At 61.1% G+C, this 19,267-nt stretch carries 16 protein-coding genes; 5 read left to right on the forward strand and 11 right to left on the reverse strand.

The annotated features are described in order from the left end of the window. Nucleotides 1-112: 112 nt before the first annotated feature. The 9 genes from QMK52_RS22830 to QMK52_RS22870 all read right to left on the reverse strand — a co-directional run bounded on the left by QMK52_RS22830 (nt 113) and on the right by QMK52_RS22870 (nt 13,528). A complete protein-coding gene (locus QMK52_RS22830) occupies nt 113-1,186 on the reverse strand; it encodes a class I SAM-dependent methyltransferase (RefSeq protein ID WP_005787777.1) in 1,074 nt (357 codons plus the stop codon). 38 nt (nt 1,187-1,224) lie between these two features. Next, entirely contained in the window at nt 1,225-2,673 is a 1,449-nt protein-coding gene (locus QMK52_RS22835; RefSeq protein WP_320403459.1) for an adenylosuccinate lyase family protein, read from the reverse strand. Continuing rightward, a complete protein-coding gene (gene purB, locus QMK52_RS22840; protein WP_320403460.1) occupies nt 2,673-4,106 on the reverse strand; it encodes an adenylosuccinate lyase in 1,434 nt (477 codons plus the stop codon). The genes QMK52_RS22835 and purB overlap by 1 nt, the downstream gene beginning before the upstream one ends. 29 nt (nt 4,107-4,135) lie before the next feature. Continuing rightward, nucleotides 4,136-5,122, reverse strand: coding sequence for an HOASN domain-containing protein (locus tag QMK52_RS22845; protein WP_320403461.1), 987 nt, complete (start codon nt 5,120-5,122; stop codon nt 4,136-4,138). Between the two features lie 37 nt (nt 5,123-5,159). Further along, nucleotides 5,160-6,155 (reverse strand): HOASN domain-containing protein, encoded by a 996-nt coding sequence (locus tag QMK52_RS22850; RefSeq protein WP_005787770.1) that lies wholly within the window; start codon nt 6,153-6,155, stop codon nt 5,160-5,162. Between the two features lie 512 nt (nt 6,156-6,667). Continuing rightward, nucleotides 6,668-8,116, reverse strand: coding sequence for a TolC family protein (locus QMK52_RS22855; RefSeq protein ID WP_320403462.1), 1,449 nt, complete (start codon nt 8,114-8,116; stop codon nt 6,668-6,670). Next, complete coding sequence (locus QMK52_RS22860) at nt 8,113-11,289, reverse strand: efflux RND transporter permease subunit (RefSeq protein ID WP_320403463.1); 3,177 nt, start codon at nt 11,287-11,289, stop codon at nt 8,113-8,115. Before QMK52_RS22860 ends, QMK52_RS22855 begins: the two co-directional genes overlap by 4 nt. Next, nucleotides 11,286-12,452: an efflux RND transporter periplasmic adaptor subunit gene (locus QMK52_RS22865; RefSeq protein WP_320403464.1), complete on the reverse strand. Its 1,167-nt coding sequence runs from the start codon at nt 12,450-12,452 to the stop codon at nt 11,286-11,288. The genes QMK52_RS22860 and QMK52_RS22865 overlap by 4 nt, the downstream gene beginning before the upstream one ends. A 638-nt stretch (nt 12,453-13,090) precedes the next feature. Continuing rightward, nucleotides 13,091-13,528: a DUF3995 domain-containing protein gene (locus QMK52_RS22870; RefSeq protein ID WP_005787763.1), complete on the reverse strand. Its 438-nt coding sequence runs from the start codon at nt 13,526-13,528 to the stop codon at nt 13,091-13,093. A gap of 93 nt (nt 13,529-13,621) precedes the next feature. Here QMK52_RS22870 and QMK52_RS22875 point away from each other — a divergent pair, with 93 nt between their 5' ends. Both QMK52_RS22875 and QMK52_RS22880 read left to right on the forward strand, forming a co-directional pair. After that, on the forward strand, nt 13,622-14,011 hold the full coding sequence (locus tag QMK52_RS22875) for a DUF2946 domain-containing protein (protein ID WP_005787761.1): 390 nt from the start codon (nt 13,622-13,624) through the stop codon (nt 14,009-14,011). Nucleotides 14,012-14,105: 94 nt separating this feature from the next. Beyond that, the gene (locus QMK52_RS22880; protein ID WP_320403465.1) at nt 14,106-16,232 is read left to right on the forward strand and encodes a TonB-dependent receptor; all 2,127 of its coding nucleotides are present in this window, start codon (nt 14,106-14,108) and stop codon (nt 16,230-16,232) included. A 126-nt stretch (nt 16,233-16,358) separates the two neighbouring features. On the opposite strand, the gene QMK52_RS22885 is transcribed toward QMK52_RS22880, so the two are convergent. After that, on the reverse strand, nt 16,359-17,366 hold the full coding sequence (locus tag QMK52_RS22885; RefSeq protein ID WP_005787756.1) for an ABC transporter substrate-binding protein: 1,008 nt from the start codon (nt 17,364-17,366) through the stop codon (nt 16,359-16,361). Nucleotides 17,367-17,497: 131 nt separating this feature from the next. Beyond that, nucleotides 17,498-17,947: a hypothetical protein gene (locus tag QMK52_RS22890; RefSeq protein WP_177327419.1), complete on the reverse strand. Its 450-nt coding sequence runs from the start codon at nt 17,945-17,947 to the stop codon at nt 17,498-17,500. A gap of 395 nt (nt 17,948-18,342) precedes the next feature. Between QMK52_RS22890 and QMK52_RS22895 the strand changes: the two genes are divergently transcribed. The 3 genes from QMK52_RS22895 to QMK52_RS22905 all read left to right on the forward strand — a co-directional run bounded on the left by QMK52_RS22895 (nt 18,343) and on the right by QMK52_RS22905 (nt 19,267). Continuing rightward, nucleotides 18,343-18,618, forward strand: coding sequence for a hypothetical protein (locus QMK52_RS22895; RefSeq protein ID WP_194440557.1), 276 nt, complete (start codon nt 18,343-18,345; stop codon nt 18,616-18,618). Nucleotides 18,619-18,728: 110 nt separating this feature from the next. Next, entirely contained in the window at nt 18,729-18,959 is a 231-nt protein-coding gene (locus QMK52_RS22900; protein WP_005787750.1) for a hypothetical protein, read from the forward strand. Between the two features lie 71 nt (nt 18,960-19,030). Then, nucleotides 19,031-19,267 carry a DUF2789 domain-containing protein gene (locus QMK52_RS22905; protein ID WP_005787748.1) on the forward strand — a complete coding sequence of 79 codons (237 nt, stop codon included), beginning with the start codon at nt 19,031-19,033 and terminating at the stop codon, nt 19,265-19,267.

Genomic DNA, 19,267 nt, shown 5'->3' on the forward strand with positions numbered 1-19,267 from the left:
TTGGCGAGGATTTTGTTACAAAGGGGCCATTAAATTGCCTTATTGCGCAATATTTCGGGAACGCTGCGCACCGTGGCGAGGGTGCAAGCGCCTTCGCCACAGCAAGCTCACATCAAGGTTTGAGCTCGAATAGCGCCGGCATCGGCGGCCACTCCGAGGGGACTTTGCGGAAATGGCTGAAACCGGCCGCCTGCGCCATCTGGCGCGCACGTTTCTCGCCCATGAACGCTCCCAGCCCTTCCCCGCCATGGGACAGCGAGCAGGTCATGCAATAGAGGGTGCTCTGCGGGTACATGACGCGGCCGAACAGGTTCATGTTCTCGTGCAGCTCTTCGGACAGGTTGAGTTCTACCATCAGGTAGGTGCCGTCTTTGGCCGTGGCGGCGCGCAGGTCCTTGAGCATTTGCTGGGGGTCAGTGGCGTCGTGGATCACCACGAAAGTGGTCACGAAGTCGAACTGCTGTCCGCGCAGGGCATCCGAATCGTTGACCTCGAATTGCACCCGGTCGCCCACCCCAGCCGCCTCGGCGTTGGCGCGCGCCAACTCGATGGAAGGCAAGTGGAAATCGCAGCCGACGATGCGCGCCTCGGGGTAAGCCTTGGCCATAGTGATCGCCGCCAGGCCCGCGCCGCAGCCGAAATCCAGCACACTGCCGCCGGTTTTGAGCTTCTCTTCGACGCCGTCCAGGGACGGGATCCAGTGCTGGACCAAGTAGTGCTTGTACCAAGGCATGGTCATGCGCTCCATGCCTTTCCAGGTTTCCAGCGGGAACGCTTCTTCGGCACAGCCACCGCCATGGCGGAAGGCTTCGATGACTTTGGGCGCCATGCTCACGAACGGCACGCTCAACTGGATGATGCCACCGGCGAAATACGGCGAGTCTTCATCGGCAAGTACCGGCACAAATTCAGCGGGCATCCGGTATTGGCGAGTTTGCGCGTCATAGGTCACATAATTGCCGGTGACCATACTGCCCAGCCATTCACGCAAGTAGCGGGCGTTGTAGCCGGTCTTGTGCGCCAATTGTTCCAGGGTGACGGCCTCGCCATCGGCCAGTGCCTTGAACAAACCCAACTGGTCGCCGATGTAGAGCATGGCGCCGCGCAGCGTGTTGCCGTAATCCTCCATTATGCGCGCCGAAAACTGTTGAACCTTGGCTTGATCAACTTCCATAAGTTTGGACATCTGTCGCTCCTTGATGATTGTGTAAGTCTGTTCAGTGATCAACGCGCCGCCAGTTTGGCCAGCACGTTATCGACGATGTGTTCGGACATGCCCAGGTGAGTTCTCGGCTCGAACAGTCGCGCCAAAGCGCCTGCATTCATGACGGCAAGCACCCGGGCGTCGGCTTCGATTGCGGCGCGGATCGACACGTGATCACGCTGGCTGGCCTGGGACACTTCAAAGATGATCTGGTAGGCGCTGCTCTTGCCCAGCTTGCGCGCCATTTCGAACACCACGGCTTCGGTGCAGATCGCATCGCCGTAGGCATGGGCAGTGCCCTCCATCTTTTTGACGTTAACGGTGAGCCCATCGATGGTGTCGGTCAGGATCGACAGCGCCATCAGCGCATAGTGAGAAACGTCCGCCACCGCACACCATTCCAGGCGTGTGCCGCGATAATCGCGCTCGTGTTCGAGGATCATCGCGTCCAGGGCCAGCATGACCTGGGCCTTGGCCAGCCGCGCCAACACCACCACTTGCTCGCAGCCTTCGGGGTTGCGTTTGTGCGGCATGGTGCTGCTGCCGATCTGCTGGTCGCTCCAGCCCACTTCCACTTCAGCGATTTCCCAGCGATTGAGCGTGCGGATCTCATCGGCCACACGGGCCAAGGAGGCCGTGACCATGGCCAGGGTGCTGACAAACTCCGCGACGCGGTCACGGGACACGTGCCACCCCGTCAGCGGCACTTGCAGCGACAGACGCTGCGCAAAGCGTTCCAGCATCGGTATCGCTTCCGGGCCGAACGCCGCCATGGTGCCAACCCCGCCGAACAGCTGCACCACCAGCACACGCTGACGCGCTTCGGCCAGGCGCTGGCGATGCCGCAACAGTTCATCGATCCAGCCGGCGACCTTCAGCCCGAAGGTGGTCGGCAACGCCGGGATCGAGTGAGTCCTGGCCACCATGAGCGAGTCACGGTGCGCATCGGCCAGGGTCGACAACTTGCCGAGCAAGGTCTCCAGGGCCTGGTCCATCGCGTCGAGGACGTCACGCATTTCCAGGGACTGGGCGGTGTCCTGGATATCCTGGGTGGTGGCGCCGTAGTGCACGTACTCGCGGGCGCTTGGGCTGCAATTTTTTTGCAGGGCGCTCAGCAACGGCATCAGCGAATGGCCGGTGGCTGCCACGCCCTCGGCCAACTGGCGCACATTGATGCCCGACAGCAAGGCGGCTTTTTCGATTTCCAGGGCGGCCTCGCGCGGGATGATATTCACATCGGCCTGAGCCATGGCCAACGCGGCTTCCACATCCAGCCAGCGTTGCAAGCGACAGTGACTGCAGAAGATCTTGCGGCTCTGCGGGCCGGCATAGCCTGAACCGTGGGTTTTCGAGTCGAGAATGTGGCTGTGTTCATGGCGGCATTGCTCGCCTTCATGATCAAGGCCCAGGTGTTCGGTGCGTGCGGTGCAAGACGCACGGGCTACCGCTTCCAACGTTTGCGCATCCATTACATACCCTCCATAGCGTACTGGGACTGACTGGTATTGCCTTGGGTTGCCATCACCGCCTCAAGGCCATCGCTTGAACAGCGGGGGATTGTTTTATTGGCCACCAGTTCGACCATCTCCGCCGCCAACCCGGTGTAGGCGGCCGGGTCAAGCAGGTCGTCGAGTGCCTGGCGGGTGAAACAGCCGTGCAGACGTTGATCGCTGAGCAAGGCTTCGCGAAAAGAACCGCCCAAACCTTGGGCCTGCAGGGCAATGTCGTGGATCAGGTGATGGGCCGTCTGCTTGCCCAGACGCGGCGCCAGCGCGAGCATGATGCGTTCCGACAGGATCAGCCCGCCGAGCATGTCCAGGTTGCTGCGCATCCGTGCTTCGCGCACGTCCAGGCCGGCCAGCAGTACGCCTTCCATACGGGCGAGCAAGGCCCCGGCGTAGATGAACAGCTCCGGCAAGGCCGCCCATTCAATCCGCCAGGTGGTGCCGTCTCGCTCATGCAGTTGGAATGCCGCGTCGGTGAGCGCAAGCATCTGCGCACGCACCAGGCGCGACAGCGCGCTGATCAAATCCACCGTCGACGGGTTGTGCTTGTGGGGCATGGTGCTGCTCCCCACCTGCCCTGCCCGTCGCCCTTCGCGCACTTCATCAATCTCGGTGCGTTGCAGGTGGTAGATCTCATTGGCAACCCGGCCCAGGGTTGCCGATGCCTGCACCAGCAACCACGCCGCCTCCAGAATGCGGTCGCGGGCGCTGTGCCAACTGCTCAACGGTGCCGCCAGGCCGAGGCTTTCCAGAGTCCGGCGCTGCACCTCCAGACCCTGCGGGCCAAGGCCGGCCAGGGTGCCCACGGCGCCGGTGAGATTGCCCACCATGACCCGGGCATAGGCTTCGTCAAAACGCTCAAGGTGTCGATCGATCTCATCGACCCACACCGCCACCTTGTAGCCGAACGTGGTGGGCAGCGCTTGTTGCCCGTGGGTCCTGGCGACCATCGGTGTGTGTTTGTGCCGCAGCGCAAGCTTGAGCAAATGCCCACGGATAGCGCGCAAACGCTGCAACACCAGGCCCCAGGCATCGCGGACCTGCAACATGAGGCCGGTGTCGAGGATGTCCTGGGTGGTTACGCCGTAGTGCACGTATTCACCCAGGCCATCGGCGCACAGGGCCTCCAGTGCGCGAAGGGTCGGCACCAGGATATGCCCGGTTTCCATGCTTTGGCGTCCCAGGGCATCAAGGTCCAGCAGTTCCACACTGGCGACCCGGGCGATTTCCCGCGCGGCCTCAGGGGGGATGATGCCCATCTGCGCCTGGGTCGCCGCCAGTGCTGTTTCAACATCGAGCCACTTCTGCACCTGATTGGCATCAGAGAAGATCGCGGCAAATTCCGGGGACGAGTAAGCGCCCCCGTGGATACGGGATTCAGTGATATGACTTGGCATGTCGGGGTACTCGCGTTGTCCAGGGAGGGCTATTTCACGCGCTGCATTTCTTCCCAGACCGCATCGTAATAAGCCCGCTCCAGCCGGAAGTGCTCGGCCAGCGAGGTCAGAAACGCGTTCTGGAACCCGAGGTCCGGAATACGGCGTGAAATCAACGCCCATTCACGCTTGGCCCGCGGCGGCACCAGGCTGATATGCACTTCGTAGTACTGCGCGTCGTCCTGGCTCAAGCCTGCGTTGCGCAAAGCGTTGTACAGCTTGCCGTGATTGCCGGGCACCACCAGCTCGGTGATATAGAACACCGCCAGGCCCCAGCCGACATCGGGGTTACGGAAACACCGCGCGCGGTTGTTCAGGTAGGCGATTTCTTCGGGCATGGTCGAGATGGCTTCGAAATCGGCGGTCAGGCCAATGGCGGCGAGGAGCTTGGCCAACAACCGAGGGTGGGAGCGCTGCTCGTCCTCTTCGCCCAGTTCGCCGTACAGATAACGGCCCAGTGCGGCAGCCTCGTCTACGTCGGTCAGGTTGACCAACAGGTCGGCGGCATCACGGTACAGGCGGTAGGTGCGGAACCATTGATGGCGCAGAAACACCTGCAGTTGTTCGCGGGAAGCCTTGCCCTCAAACACATACTGCGACATCGGGTGATGCTCTCGCGATTGCGCGGCAATTTGTTCTTCCAGGCGTTGCTGGAAGCCGGCTTCGGACAAGGGCGATGCCAGGTCCACCGCCGGCATGAAGCGCTCTTGCACACGATAGATGGCATTGGCCAGCCAGCGGCGGGTCGAGGCGCTGGCAACGTCATCGCTCAGCGAAAGGATATACAGCAATTGCTGGCACTGCGCCGCGTTTGCGGCGTCGCCCTGCAAGCCCGACTCGCACAGGCCGCTCAGCATATTGGCGGCAATCTCGATACGATTGAACGTTGCCTCGGGCTTCAGCGCTTCGGCCAACAAGCGGGCTTCGGGGGTGTGGATATTCTGCAACTGCGGCTGCGAGAAATTACGTGGGCTCATCATGTGCTCCATTATTGTTGTTCTGCGATCACAGGGCTCAGGCAGACAGGCGCTGTGCCTGCATCTGCTGCCACAAACTGTCGAAGTAGGCCTTGTTGATTTCGAAGTGACGTTTCAACGCGCGCATGAACGTGCGCTGGAAGCCTTCATCGCCGGCAAACTTGGCAATCAGTGCCCACATCTCCTCGGTATCGATCTCATCCTGGGTGCCATGCAGGCGATGGAATTCACTGGGTTGCTGTGGAACATCCAGACGTTGCAACAACTCGTAGATGCGCCGATGGTTGACGCAACTGACTGACTCCACCGCATAGAGCAGTGCAAGGCCCCAGGCGACATCGGTGTGGCGCACGCAGCGAATGCGATTATTGAGGTAGGCCTTTTCCAACGGATGCAGCGCAGGAAAATCGATTGCCAGCGCAATATCGAAATACTCCATCAGATGGGCCAGCATCGCCGGGTGCGAACGCTCCGGCGTCTCGGCACCCGCTTCACCATAAAGGTTGCGGTAGAACACCGAGGCGTCTTCGATCGCTTCAAAGCGAAAGGCCAGTTCGGCCAGCAGGCTGTAAAAGTTGTAGGAGCGGGTCCAGTGATGCTCCAGGAAGAACCGCACATCTTGCACAGGCGGCGTACCCTGGAACAGGTGCACCGACATGGGGTGGTTGACCCGGCTGCGCGCGGCGATTTCAGCGTCGACCAACTGGCGGAACTCATCCACCGGCAACGCGGTGAAGCCCGGTAGGTCGGCGGCGAACTCGTCTTCGACGCGGTAGACCTCGCTGGCCATCCAGCGGCGGGTCGGCTCAGTGCGCGGCTCGCCCGGGATGTGCAGTTGCAGCAGAGCTGACTGGTAGTGGGCGTAGGCGTCGGCATCTCCCGAAAGGCCCTGGCGGGTCAGCGTGAGCAGTGCCTCGAGGGCACGGGTGAGCTGGGCGTAATTGGCACCGGGTTCCAGGGCGTTGGCCATCAGCGTTGAAGCCGTGGCAAACCGATGGGAATCCGAGCGTTGTTGCAGGGTAGCAGTATCCATTGATAACCCCTTGATTCTTGTTTTTGTGATTTGGCGTACACGGAAAAAAGCCTAAAGGTTCCTGTAGTGGCAAGGTCAACACCTGTAGGAAATTTCTTTTTGGAGGGAGTTGCCAGGGGTAATGTGGGAGGGGGCTTGCTCCCGATGGCGGCCTCAGGGCCGACCAGGATGCTGGATCAGACCGAGTACATATCCGTTGTTTGGGTAACGGCCATTATTGGTTCCGCTTTTACAGCGGGTCACTTTGGAAAAGAGCCCCAAAGTAACCAAAAGGCTCTTGCCCCACCACTCGGCACCTCGCCCAGGCTCGGTGTGCCCGTAATCCGCCAGGGATTAGGGGGGCCGCCGCCACGCGCCATCCATGGCGCGGGGCGGCTAAACCGGCATCCCTGCCGGTTCACCCCCCAAATCCCTGTCGAATTCCGGCCAGCGTGGTTTAACGGGGCGCCTCAGATCAAAAGCAGATCAAGAGCAAGATCAAGAGCGGCTCGCTTCGCATCGTGGACTAGCCGCTATCGCATCACCGCCACCCCACATCCCTGCCCCATCTGCTCACAAATCTGCCATCCACCTCCCAACGCCTTGTAAATCCCCACCACCGCCAGCCGCTGCCCGGTACGCGCCGCCGTCAACGCACGGCGGCTGTTGAAGTCCGCGCGTTCGGCCTCAAGCACATCCAGATACACGCCCTCGCCTTCGGCAAAGCGCGTACGCGCAAACCTGGCCGCCTCGCGATTGGCCGCCGCTTCCAGCAGCCTCAGGCTCAGGGTATTGCCCGCGGCGTTGTTGGCCTGAAACGCATCATCGGTCTCTTGCAGGGCACGCAAGACGGCCTGGTCGTAGGCGATCAGTGCCGCCTGGGTGCGCGCCTCGCTGGCGGCGATTCGCGCGCGCACGCGTCCGGTATCCAGCAGCGACCAGCGAATCACCGGGGCGATAAAGTTCGACTGCATACCGGCGTCCCCCAGCGAACCGAGGCTTCCGGCCAGTAGCCCGATGGAGCCCTGCACCTGGATATCCGGGTACAAACCCGCGGTTTCCACGCCTATTTGTGCAGTCTCGGCTGCCAGCGTGCGCTCGGCCGCAGCGATATCGGCGCGCCGGGCCAACAAGCCGGCCGGGTCGCCGACTTGCAGGGTACGCAGGTTCAAGGCCTCACGGCCGGGCTTGGCCGCAGGCGGCTTGAACCCCTGCGGCGCTTGCCCCAGTAGCACGGCCAGCGCGTTGGTGGAGGTTGCGCGTCGCCGTTCAAGGTCGGGCGCTACCGCCTCGACATTGCGCAGCAAGGCCTCGGCGCGCAGCCGGTCGAACTCGGTGGCGGCGCCGACGCTGACCAGATGTTCCACCAGGCCCAGGCTGTCGCGCTGGCTCTGGCTGATATCCGCGACCACCGCCTGTTCAGCTTCGATCCCTTGCAGTTCGAACCAGGTGGCCGCGACGGTGGCGGCGACGCTCGCCTGTACACTGCGCAGCAATGCCTGGCGCGACCCCGCCTGCGCTTGCGCTGCCTCTACCGAACGGCGGACGCGCCCAAACAGGTCGATTTCCCAGGCCGCATCCAGTGCCGCGCGGGTGGTTTCAATTGAGCGTTCCTGGCCCAACGGTGTCTCGACTTCACTGCGCCGTCGGTGCTCATAACCGAGGGCGGCACCGCCACTGGGCAGAAACCCTTGGCGGCTCTCGCGCAGCATCGCCTTGGCTTCATCCAGGCGTACGGCGGCGATGCCGATGTCGTGGTTGGCCGCCAGCGCCTGCTGGATCAATTGGCTGAGTGCCGGCTCGTCGAACACTTGCCACCACTGCACCTCGACCTCGCCGCTGCCCAGACCTGCAACGGGCGCACCGAAGCTTGCCGGCCTGTGCGCGGCGGGCAGCACCGGCGCGGAATAGTCAGGCCCTACCGCAGCGCAGCCGGCCACCAGCAGCAACGGCAACATAAAAAGTGGAAAAGACCGTTTCATGATGCGCGCTCCTCCAGCTGCAACTTCGGATTCGAACCCTGACGCTGCAAGCGCAGCGCCAGGCTGCGCATCACCACGTAGAACACCGGCGTGAGGAACAGGCCGAACAGCGTCACCCCCAACATCCCGGCAAACACTGCAACCCCCATGGCATGACGCATTTCGGCCCCGGCGCCACTGGCCAATACCAGCGGTACCACGCCGGCGATGAACGCAAGCGACGTCATCAGGATCGGTCGCAAGCGCAGTTGGCACGCGTGGATAACCGCCTCCAACGGGCTCGCACCTTCGGCTTCGAGGCTGCGGGCAAACTCGACGATCAAAATGGCGTTCTTCGCCGCCAGCCCGACCAGCACCACCAGCCCGATCTGCACGAACACGTTGTTGTCACCGTCCACCAGCCACACGCCGATGATCGCGCTGAGCAGGCACATGGGCACGATCAGCAAGACCGCCAGCGGCAACAACCAACTGTTGTACTGCGCGGCGAGGATCAGGTACGCCAGCAACACACACAGCGGGAAAATAAACAGCGCCGATGATCCGGCGAGTTTTTGCTGGTAGGTCAAATCCGTCCATTCATAGGTCACGCCTTCGGGCAGTACCTCCTGCGCCAGCCGCTCCATCAGCGCAACAGCTTGCCCCGAGCTGACCCCAGGCATCGCCCCACCGGAGATATCCGCCGAAGGGTAGCCGTTGTAGTGAATCACCCGGTCCGGGCCGGAACCCGGAGTGACGGTGACAAACGCCGACAACGGCAGCATGTTCCCGGCCGCATTGCGCACTTGCAGGCGGCCGATGGCTTCGGCCTGCATCCGATGGTCGGCATCAGCCTGGGCGGTCACCTTGTAGGTCCGGCCGAAACGGTTGAAGTCGTTGACATACAGCGACCCGAGATAGACCTGCAAGGACTCGAACACATCCGCCAGACGCACGCCCTGGCTCTTGACCTGGGTGCGATCGATGTCGACGTTCAACTGCGGTGCGTTGACGTCCAGGCTGGTCATCAATCCGGCGACCTGGCCCGACTCAGTGGCTTTGGTCATCAATACCTGGGTCTGCTGCACCAATGCCTCAAGCCCAACCCCGCCACGGTCCTCGACCTGTAACTTAAAGCCACCGGTCACCCCAAGGCCGGGCACCGGCGGCGGCGGGAATACGCCGAGGAATCCGTCAGGGATGCTCGCGAACTTGGCTTGCAGGCGCCCGGCGATGGCGACCGCGGTCATATCGGGCGAGGTTCGTTCCTTGAATGGATCGAGCATGACGAACATCACCGCGGCATTCGGCACATTGACGAAGCCGTTGACCGATAACCCCGGGAACGCCACCACGCTTTCTACACCCGGTTCATCCAGGGCGATCTTCGACATCTGCCGCACCACCGCATCGGTACGCTCCAGCGAGGCCGAATTGGGCAATTGGGCGATACCCACCAGGTAGTACTTGTCTTGCATCGGCACAAAGCCCGCCGGTACAGCGTTGAAGCCGAACCAGGTCAGCGCCAGCAATGCGCTGTAGGCGACCAGCGCCACCCCGCGGCGGCCGACGACCTTGCGCACCGAGTTGCCATACGCCTGCGGCGCCCGCTGGAACGGTCGGCTCAGCACCTGCACCCAATGCGCAGCACGACCGCGCAGGCTGCGCGGATCGTGCGCCACGGCGGCGCTGCGCGGGCGCAGCAACAGGCCGGCCAGCGCCGGGCTGAGGGTCAACGAGTTGACCGCCGAGAGGATCGTGGAAATCGCGATGGTCAGCGCAAATTGCCGATAAAACTCCCCCTGCAGACCACTGAGAAACGCCGTGGGAATAAACACCGCCGCCAGCACCGAGGTAATGGCGATGATCGGGCCGGTGACCTCCCCCATTGCCTTGCGCGCTGCCTCGGTGGGCTCCTCGCCGTTCTCGATATGCCGCTCGACATTCTCGACCACCACGATGGCATCGTCGACCACGATGCCGATCGACAACACCAGCCCGAACAACGACAAGGTATTGAGGGAAAACCCCATCAGATGCATGACCGCAAAGGTGCCAATGATCGACACCGGCACAGCCATCAACGGGATCAGCGATGCGCGCCAGTTACGCAGGAACACCACCACCACGATGACCACCAGCAGGATCGCTTCCATCAGCGTGATGGCGACTGACTCCAGCGAAGCGCGCACAAACACGGTCGGGTCGTAAGCTATCCGCGACACCAGCCCTTCGGGAAAGTTGGCCTGCAGGCGCTGCATGGTGTCACGCACCGCCTGCGCCACATCGAGCGCATTGGCCCCTGGGCTCTGGATGATCTGCAAAGCCACGGCCGGCTCGCCATCCAACAGGCTGCGCAGCGCATAGGCATCGGCGCCCATCTCGATACGGGCCACATCGCGCAGGCGCGTGACCTGGCCGTTATCGCCGGTGCGGATGATGATGTCGCCGAACTGCGCTTCGTCCGTCAGGCGCCCGAGGGTGTTGACCGTGACTTGGAAGGCCGCATTGGAATCAGGTGACTGGCCGACCGAGCCCGCCGCCACTTGCACGTTCTGCTCGCGTACGGCGCCGATCACATCACCGGCGGTCAAGCCTCGGGCAGCGATCAGGTCCGGGTCGAGCCACAGCCTCATGCTGTATTCACCCGCGCCCCACACCAGCACGTCGTTGATCCCCGGTATGCGCGACAGCTCATCGCGCACCTGCAAGTAGGCGTAGTTGGAGATGTACAGCGGGTCATAACGTTGGTCGGGAGACAGCAGGTGGACCACCATGAGGATGTCCGGCGAGGTCTTCTGCGTGACCACACCAAGACGCTGTACCTCTTCGGGCAAACGCGGCAACGCACGCGAGACGCGGTTTTGCACCTGGATCTGCGCCATGTCGGCATTGGTGCCCTGGGCGAAGGTCGCCGTCAGGATCATGCGGCCATCGGTGGCCGACTGCGAGGTCATGTAGAGCATGCCCTCAACGCCGGTGATCACCTGTTCCAGTGGCGCCGCCACCGTCTCGGCAATCACTTGCGGGTTGGCCCCAGGATAATTCGCGGTGACTTGCACGGTCGGTGGCGTGACCGCGGGGTATTCGCTCAGCGGCAGGTGGAAGAAGGCGACAAGGCCGCCGATCATCATCAACACCGACAGGACGATGGCGAAGATGGGCCGATCAATAAAGAACCGTGGAAAGCTCATTGCACGCCTCCCACGGTCAGCGGTGCCTCAAGCGGCTTGCCCTCGATGCTGGCGGCCAGCGGCGTCACCGTCATGCCCGGGCGCACCAGCCCTTTGACGACAATACGCTCGCCCGGTTGCAGGCCCTGCTCGATCACCCGCAGGCCTTCAGCCATCGGGCCCAATTCGACCGGGCGGTATTGGGTCTTGTCGCCGTCACCGACCACCAGCACATAGCGCCGGCCCTGGTCGGTGCCGATGGAATGGTCGGCAATCAACACCCGCGTTTGTGCCGCGCCGGTGTCCAGCTTGACCTTGGCGAACAGCCCGGGGGTCAGGCGCCCGTCCGGGTTGTCGACCACCGCACGCACGCGCACGGTGCCGGTCTTGCGGTCGGCCGCGTTGGCCAGAAAGTCCACCCGCCCGGCCCGCGCATAGGTCGCATCATTGAGCATCGCGACCATCACCTTGGCGGCTTTGTCCCCCTTCGATCCGGCGTGTTCACGCGTCGCGGCCAACGAGTGCAGATAGGTGCGCTCGTCAACATCGAAGTACACATGCAACGGATCGACCGAAACGATCGTCGTCAACGGCGTCTCCCCTCGGGTGACATAGTTGCCTTCGGTGACGAGGGCACGATCGATGCGGCCACTGATGGGCGCGGTGACGCGGGTGTAGCTCAGGTCCAACTGTGCCGTATCCAGCGCCGCCCTGGCCGCCTCGACCTGGGCCCTGCCGGCATTCAAGGAGGCAATGGCGGTGTCGAGACGATCACGCGCCACCACCTTCTTGGCGAACAGTTGCTCGGCTCGACCATGCTCGGCCTGGGCCAGCAACGCATTGGCCTCGGCCTCGCGCAAGCGCGCCTTGGCAGCGTTCAACGCGGCCTGAAATCCCCGCGGGTCAATCACAAACAACGGGCGGCCCTTGGTGACGAACTGGCCTTCGGGCACGCTGACACTTTGCAGATAACCACTGACACGCGGGCGCAGTTCGACCTGCTCAATGGCGGTCAACGAACCGGTGTACTCGACAAACGGCGTCACCGCTCGCGCCACCACTTCGGCCACTGGCACGCTGGGCGGCTTGGCGGCAGCGGCCGGCGGCGCGTTGTCTGTGCATCCGCCCAGCATCAACACCACGGCCATTGCCCCGGTGATCAGGCTTATTGGTTTGGCGTACATCGTTCACCCTCCTTGGAATTTTCAAGACAAATCGACACTGGAGGTTTTTATCGGGCTTGCCACATTGGGAAGGTCAAGCGCTATAAAACCGGGAGGGTGTGTTTTTGTCTGGAGGGTGTTTTGAGTGGGGATTGGGTGCGCAGGTCAAGCGCGCTTTATAGCAGCCGACGGTAACCACGATGCGAAGCGAGCCGCTCTTGATCTGCTTTTGATCTTGATCTTAGGCGCCCCGTCAAACCACGCTGGCCGGAGTCCGACATGGATTTGGGGGGTAAACCGGCAGGGATGCCGGTTTAGCCGCCCCGCGCTATGGATGGCGCGTGGCGGCGGCCCCCCAAATCCATGGCGGATTACGGGCACACCGAGCCTGGGCGAGGTGCCGAGTGGTGGGGCGATAGCGTTTTGCTTACTTTTGCGCCTTTCAAAAGTGAGCCGCTGTAAGAGCGGAACCAATAGCAGCCGTTACCTGAATAACGGATATGTACTCGGTCTGATCCAGCATCCTGGTCGGCCCTGAGGCCGCCATCGGGAGCAAGCCCCCTCCCACATTTGGATCTCGATTTGTCAGGTAGATATGTGCTGGCTGTCCGACCGTCACGAGAGCAAGCTCCCTAGCCACAGGTATGGCGCCGAGACCATCAGGTCCACGCCACCACCAACAACCCGGCACCCAACACCAGGCACAACGGCGAGTACAGGTACGTATCCAGGCGTGCAAACCGGGAATTGCCGACCTTCTTGAAAAAACCTACCAGCTCCGAATCGCCAATCGCACGGGCAAACATCAGCACCGCAATCGCGCTGATGCCCCACTGCAACGCACCATGGGACACCGGCGAGAAATACAGCCCGGCGCGCAGGCAAACCAGCAAGGCAATCGCTACCAGCCCCATCGCGACCAGAAAGGTGCCCAGCGCCGACGGCTTGAACGCTGGTCGCGGCCCGCTGGCAAATTCACCAGGCAGTTGCGGAATCGCCGCCAGGCTGCCGAATTTGCCGCCAGCCGCCCAGTAAAGATGCACCATGCTGATAAAGGTAAAAACCCCGACAATCCATCGCGCAATGACAAAACTCATGGCGCACACTCCCGAAAAATGTGGGAATCAGGATAGTCGCCCTGAGATTTTTTGCAGGCATTTCGTCGGCGGCTGATGGTAAAGTGCCGCCCCATGAAACTCGCCCGTGCCGACCGCTCGCTCATTGCCTGGATGCTCTACTGCTGCGTCCTGTTCAATGTGTTCGCCTGCAGCATTGGTCATGGGCAGATGGTGGGGATGCAGCTCAACGGCATCAGCGGCCAGTTCTGTACGGTGGACCCGCGCACCCAGGCGCCCCTGCCCAGCAACTCCACGGATGAAAGCCTGCCAACCCTGTCGAAGGCCTTTGGTTGCCCGCTGTGTTCTACCGGCGGCATGGGGCCTGCTCTCAACTCCCATCTGAATGTGGCGGTACTGCCACAACCCCATGCGCCACCTGCTGCGGTGGTGCTTGCCGCTGACATCCCTGCCCGTTTCACCTGGCCCACGGCTAACCCGCGCGCGCCACCTGCCTACGCCTGAGCCCTGCGCTTTCTGATCTGTATTGCCGACCGCTTCCGTGAGGAAGGACGGATGGCTGTGCGTTGTTTTCAAGCCAAGTTTTCAGGATTCAACCATGAAACATCTACCCCTATTGGCGGGCCTGTTCGGCTGCCTGCCCGTTTGCGCCTGCGCCCTTGAGCTGGCGCCGACCACCATTGAAGGCGGGCAAAGCGTTGAGCCCGGCCTGGCCCTGGATCAATCCAGCGGCATGGCCTCGCGCCTGGGCCTGAGTGTGCGGGAAACCCCGGCGTCGGTGGCCATCGCCAACCGCAACGATATCGAGCGCCATGGCGCCAGGACCTTTCGCGAGGCGGCCAATACCCTGCCCGGCGTCAACGCCAGCGCGCCGCCCGGGTTTGGTGGGTTTATCTCGTACCGCGGGTTTACCAGCAGCCAGATCACCCAGATGTTCAACGGCATCAATGTCGCCACAGGCCTGGCGCGGCCGGTGGATGCGTGGATCTACGACCGCGTGGAACTGGTCGGCGGCCCCTCCTCCCTGATCAACGGCGCCGGCTCCGTGGGCGGCTCGCTCAATTACGTGACCAAGTTGGCGACCCGTGAAGAACTGGCAGCAGAAGGCCAACTGACCTACGGCAGCTACGACACCGCCGGCATGGCCTTCGGCCTTAATCACGCGCTGACCGAGCCCGGCGCCGATGTGCAGCATTACGCGCGACTGGATGTGAGCCGCAACACCAACCACAGCCACATCGACCGCGCTCAACGAGATGCCTGGAGCGTGGCGTTTTCCCTGCTCAGCGACCTCACGCCCAACCTGTCCCATACCCTGGCCCTGGAATATCAGGATGAGCATGAAAACAGCCCGTATTGGGGCACGCCGGTGCTCAACCCCAAGGCCGGCGAACTGAAGATCGACAAGCACAACCGCTTCAACAACTACAACGTCGCCGACGGGCGTTACGAACAGCGCACGATCTGGGCGCGCTCGATCATCGACTATCGGATCAACGACAGCACCACGCTGAAAAATACCCTCTACCATCTCGACAGCCAGCGCGATTACGGCAACCTGGAGACCTACCAGTACAACGCCGACAACAGCGCGGTGAACCGTTCGACCGCCTATCAGGTGCGGCATCAGGGCGAACAGAACGGCAACCAGTTTGAACTGCGCCATGACACTAGCGTGTTCGGCCTATCCACCACTTGGTCTAGCGGTTTTGAGTACAAGGTCAACAGCACCACCAACAGCCCCTTGAACGTATCGGGTCGAAGTACCGTCGACCCGAACAACTACAACCCGGGGCACTTCTATGACATCCCCGGCACACGGCCGGGCTTCATCAAGGACAAGACCAACCAGGTCACCACCAAGGCGCTGTTCGTGGAAAACCGCCTGGGGCTCACGGACAAGCTGTCACTGCTGACCGGCCTGCGTTATGACGCTATCGACCTGGACGTGACCAACCACCGCACAATCACCGCTACCAACCCTCGGCACTTCAAGCGCAGTTGGGAGCCAGTAACCGGCCGTGTGGGGCTTACCTATCAGTTTGTTCCGTCGGCCAATGTCTACGTGCAATACAGCACAGCCGTCGAACAGCCCAATACCACCACCCAGGTGTTCGACGTGTCCACCGGCAAGCAGTGGGAGATCGGCAGCAAGTTCGATTACCTGGACGGTCGCGGCTCGGCAACGGTCGCCGTCTACAAGATCGAACGCGAAGACTTTGCCGTCACCGACCCTCAGGACCCCACCAACAGCATCCCGGTGGGCGCGCAGTCATCCAAAGGTATCGAACTGGCCAGCTCACTGCGCATCACGCCAAGGCTGCTGGCCGAAGGCAACTTTGCCTGGGTGGATGCCGAGTACGATGAATTCAATGACAAAGTTGCCAGCGGCGCCGTGGTATCGCGCAAAGGCAATACGCCGACCAATGTGCCCAAGCGCGTGGGCAACCTGTGGTTGACCTACGACTTCTCAGAGGATTGGCAAGGGGGGGTGGATGCGCGCTATGTCGACCAGGTGTATGCCGATTATGCCAACACCCAGACAGTGCCGGCTTACACGCTGTTCGGTACGTTCCTGCGCTACAAGCTGGATGCCCGCACCTCGGTGACCGCGCGCGTGCGCAACTTGACCAATGAGGTGTATGCCGAGTTTGCGCATGTGTCGCCAGCTTACTATCTGGGGTCACCGCGGACCTTCGAGATAGCGGTACAAACGCGATTCTAAATCTGGAATGCAAAAAAATTGTGGGAGGGGGCTTGCTCCCGATGAGGGCGTGTCAGTCAATTTATCTGTGATTGACACTCCGCCATCGGGAGCAAGCCCCCTCCCACATTTTGTTCTGCATTCAGGCTATTTAAGGGCCGTCTCAACCTTCTGGGCTACATCGGGCGTCAACCACGCCTTCCACACCTCAGGGTGCTCCTTGAGGAACGCCTGGGCCACGTCCCGTGGCGCGGTGTGGTTTTCGCTCATCTTCGCCAGGGCTTTGTTAAGCGGCTCGATGGGGAACTCGACTTTTTCGAAGAACTGGGTGATCTGCGGATATTGCTGCTGGAACGGCGTCGATACGCCAATGCTCAATTTGGATGCCAGCGAGCGCGTAGGCTTGGGGTCAGTGTTGTCCGCGTCGGTCAGGGTCTTCCATGCATCGGCATCAAACGGCGGCTCTTCCAGCTGGATCAATTTATAGCGCCCCATCAACGGGGTGGGTGACCAGTAATAGAACAGCACCGGCTTGCCCCGGCGGATCGAAGAGGCAATCTCGGCATCCAGTGCTGCGCCCGAACCGCTGCGGAAGTTCACGTAGGTGTCGTCCAGGCCATAGGCCTTGAGCTTCTGTTTGTTGACCACTTCGGACGTCCAGCCGATGGGGCTGTTGAGAAAGCGCCCTTTGCCCGGGGATTCCGGGTCTTTGAATACATCCTTGTAGCGCGCCAGGTCCTGTACGCTTTTCAGGTCCGGCGCCAGGGCCTTGAGGTTTCTGGACGGGTCGCCCTTGACCACGTATTCCGGCACCCACCAGCCTTCAGTGGCGCCTTTGACCGTGTCTCCAAGCCCTACCACTTTGCCTTCGGCTTCAGCCTTGACCCAAACAGGGCTGCGGCCCGCCCACTCTTCGCCGATCACCTGGATGTCGTTCTTGGCCAGGGCGGTTTCCAGGGTGATGGTGGTGCCAGGCAAGGTGTCGGTGGGCATGTCATAACCCTTTTCGACGATAAAGCGCAGTACTTCGGTGATCAGGCTGCCGCTTTCCCAGTTGAGGTCGGCAAAATGCACCGGTGCTTGTGCGGCCGATACCGGCAGTGACAGACTCAGGGCCGTCAGTGACGCGGCCAGCAGTGACTTCAATCCTCTCATGCCTTTGCACCTCGCGTTCTCGCAGTCATGGCAAACGGCTTTGCCGCTAATGCGCGAAGCCTCTGAATAGTTAAGTCAACTCAACTGTAGTAGAGGTTCCGAAAGACAAAGGTGCACAGCGTATTTATCGGTTATTCGCTGGCCTTGAACGTCACCAGTTCACCCTTGCGCCACTTGGCGGCCTTGCCCGTCACGGCCTTGAGGGTTTTGGTCAGCCCTTCCTGCAATTGTTCATGGGCGGCAAATACCAGCATCACGCTATGGCCTTCCTTGAACACAATGCCCTGGCCTTCGTTTGACGATACAAAGGCGTAGTCGCCGAGGCCGTAAACGGTCAACTTGATATCGCGAAACTTGAGTTCGAACTTTCCACCTTCGCGGCTGGGTAAGACAGCCGCACGGAAATGGTCGCCCACCTTGAGTTCCAGGCGTGGCTTGTCATCCACGACCAGTGCCGCTTCGGTATCGATCTCGGCGATGTAGATGCCTTCCGGCGTCTGTTCAGTGACGTAGACAAACCGGGATTGAAACTGTTTGACCAACTTTGCGCGCAAATCACCCAGCACGAATAACGCGTGCATATCCAGATTACTGACTGCCAAGGAAACGCCCCCACATCAAGAAAGCGCTGGCCGCCGAAGCGGGCAGCACAAAAAAACGGCCGTTACGGCACGATCACACATTCGTCAAAAACCTGAAGATAACCCGCAGGCCCCGTACACCCAGCCGCGGTGGACCTAAAGCAAGGTCAGCCGGTGGCACAGCAAATCACAGGTTCAACGACCCGAGAATACGAGTCGACCAACTTCAGAGAATAACCCAGTCAAAAGTGCAGTTTTCCGACACCCGAAACAAAAAATAGACGGGCATGGAACCAGTTGCGAACTACCGACGACAATACTAAAACAGCAAGCCGGGTCAAAACCACCCGAAACGCCAAAGACAGGCTAACAAGATCGATCGACAGGAGCTGAGCATGCAACGACGTCAACACGATGCTATGTCCTTCCACACTCGTTCATCATGTCCAGACGAACGCCAATACTACTGCTTGCATAACCTTGATGGGTACTCCCATTCGGTTCTTTACCAAGTGGTACCGGCCGGAAAGAACTTTTTCCACATTCTTGAAGTGCCCAGTGGCAGGATCAAGGGGTTTCGCAGCGATCACAATAAAGCCTGTGAATTGGCCAAAATGCTTGAAGCCAAGCTGCATGCCCTTTGCGGGGGGCTCGTTTCGTCACCTGGGTGACTTTACTGCGCCTGCGCCCCTCAACAACTGCCATACTGGCCCGTCCATTGAAGTTTGCCCCGTGCGGGTCAGGTTTCATCAGTGCAGTTACCTTGAAGGGAAGGCTATACGTGACGGAATTTGATATTGGCGAATTTTTTATCCACGGCGATGCCAGGGAAGTAGACGGAGAGTTTCAAGCAGTCATTATCATGCGGGCCAAACCACCGCTGACCACCGTAACCGCGCACCAGGTAGAAAAAGACCGTTGGTTCAAGACTGTAGACGCCGCTGCCTTTGCAGCAAAAGAAGCCGCAAAAGCCCTGAAAACCGCCGTGGATTCGGGTGCTCTCAATTCCTGACACTTCGATAGAACTCTAACGCGCCTCAAGCCTCCCATACACAACGATCCTCACTTTGTATGGAGTACCCAATGGACGCGCCAATCCCCACGCTCGAAACCCTGTTTGAACAACTGGGCCTGGACTCAACCCCTGAGGCCATTGATGCCTTCATCGTCGCGCATTCTTTGCCCGAAGACGTGAAGTTGATCGATGCGCCGTTCTGGACGCCCCAACAGGCGCAGTTTCTTAAGGAAGAACTGCGTGAAGACGCTGAGTGGGCCATCCCGGTGGATGAGTTGAATCAGCGCCTGCATCAACCTCACTAG

The organism is Pseudomonas sp. P9_2, from assembly GCF_034008255.1.
GTDB lineage: Bacteria > Pseudomonadota > Gammaproteobacteria > Pseudomonadales > Pseudomonadaceae > Aquipseudomonas > Aquipseudomonas synxantha_A.

Coding starts and splice junctions, on each gene's coding strand:
- QMK52_RS22830 (WP_005787777.1), bottom strand. CDS start 1,186: ATGTCCAAACTTATGGAAGTTGATCAAGCCAAGGTTCAACAGTTTTCG.
- QMK52_RS22835 (WP_320403459.1), bottom strand. CDS start 2,673: ATGGATGCGCAAACGTTGGAAGCGGTAGCCCGTGCGTCTTGCACCGCA.
- purB (WP_320403460.1), bottom strand. CDS start 4,106: ATGCCAAGTCATATCACTGAATCCCGTATCCACGGGGGCGCTTACTCG.
- QMK52_RS22845 (WP_320403461.1), bottom strand. CDS start 5,122: ATGAGCCCACGTAATTTCTCGCAGCCGCAGTTGCAGAATATCCACACC.
- QMK52_RS22850 (WP_005787770.1), bottom strand. CDS start 6,155: ATGGATACTGCTACCCTGCAACAACGCTCGGATTCCCATCGGTTTGCC.
- QMK52_RS22855 (WP_320403462.1), bottom strand. CDS start 8,116: ATGAAACGGTCTTTTCCACTTTTTATGTTGCCGTTGCTGCTGGTGGCC.
- QMK52_RS22860 (WP_320403463.1), bottom strand. CDS start 11,289: ATGAGCTTTCCACGGTTCTTTATTGATCGGCCCATCTTCGCCATCGTC.
- QMK52_RS22865 (WP_320403464.1), bottom strand. CDS start 12,452: ATGTACGCCAAACCAATAAGCCTGATCACCGGGGCAATGGCCGTGGTG.
- QMK52_RS22870 (WP_005787763.1), bottom strand. CDS start 13,528: ATGAGTTTTGTCATTGCGCGATGGATTGTCGGGGTTTTTACCTTTATC.
- QMK52_RS22875 (WP_005787761.1), top strand. CDS start 13,622: ATGAAACTCGCCCGTGCCGACCGCTCGCTCATTGCCTGGATGCTCTAC.
- QMK52_RS22880 (WP_320403465.1), top strand. CDS start 14,106: ATGAAACATCTACCCCTATTGGCGGGCCTGTTCGGCTGCCTGCCCGTT.
- QMK52_RS22885 (WP_005787756.1), bottom strand. CDS start 17,366: ATGAGAGGATTGAAGTCACTGCTGGCCGCGTCACTGACGGCCCTGAGT.
- QMK52_RS22890 (WP_177327419.1), bottom strand. CDS start 17,947: ATGCACGCGTTATTCGTGCTGGGTGATTTGCGCGCAAAGTTGGTCAAA.
- QMK52_RS22895 (WP_194440557.1), top strand. CDS start 18,343: ATGCAACGACGTCAACACGATGCTATGTCCTTCCACACTCGTTCATCA.
- QMK52_RS22905 (WP_005787748.1), top strand. CDS start 19,031: ATGGACGCGCCAATCCCCACGCTCGAAACCCTGTTTGAACAACTGGGC.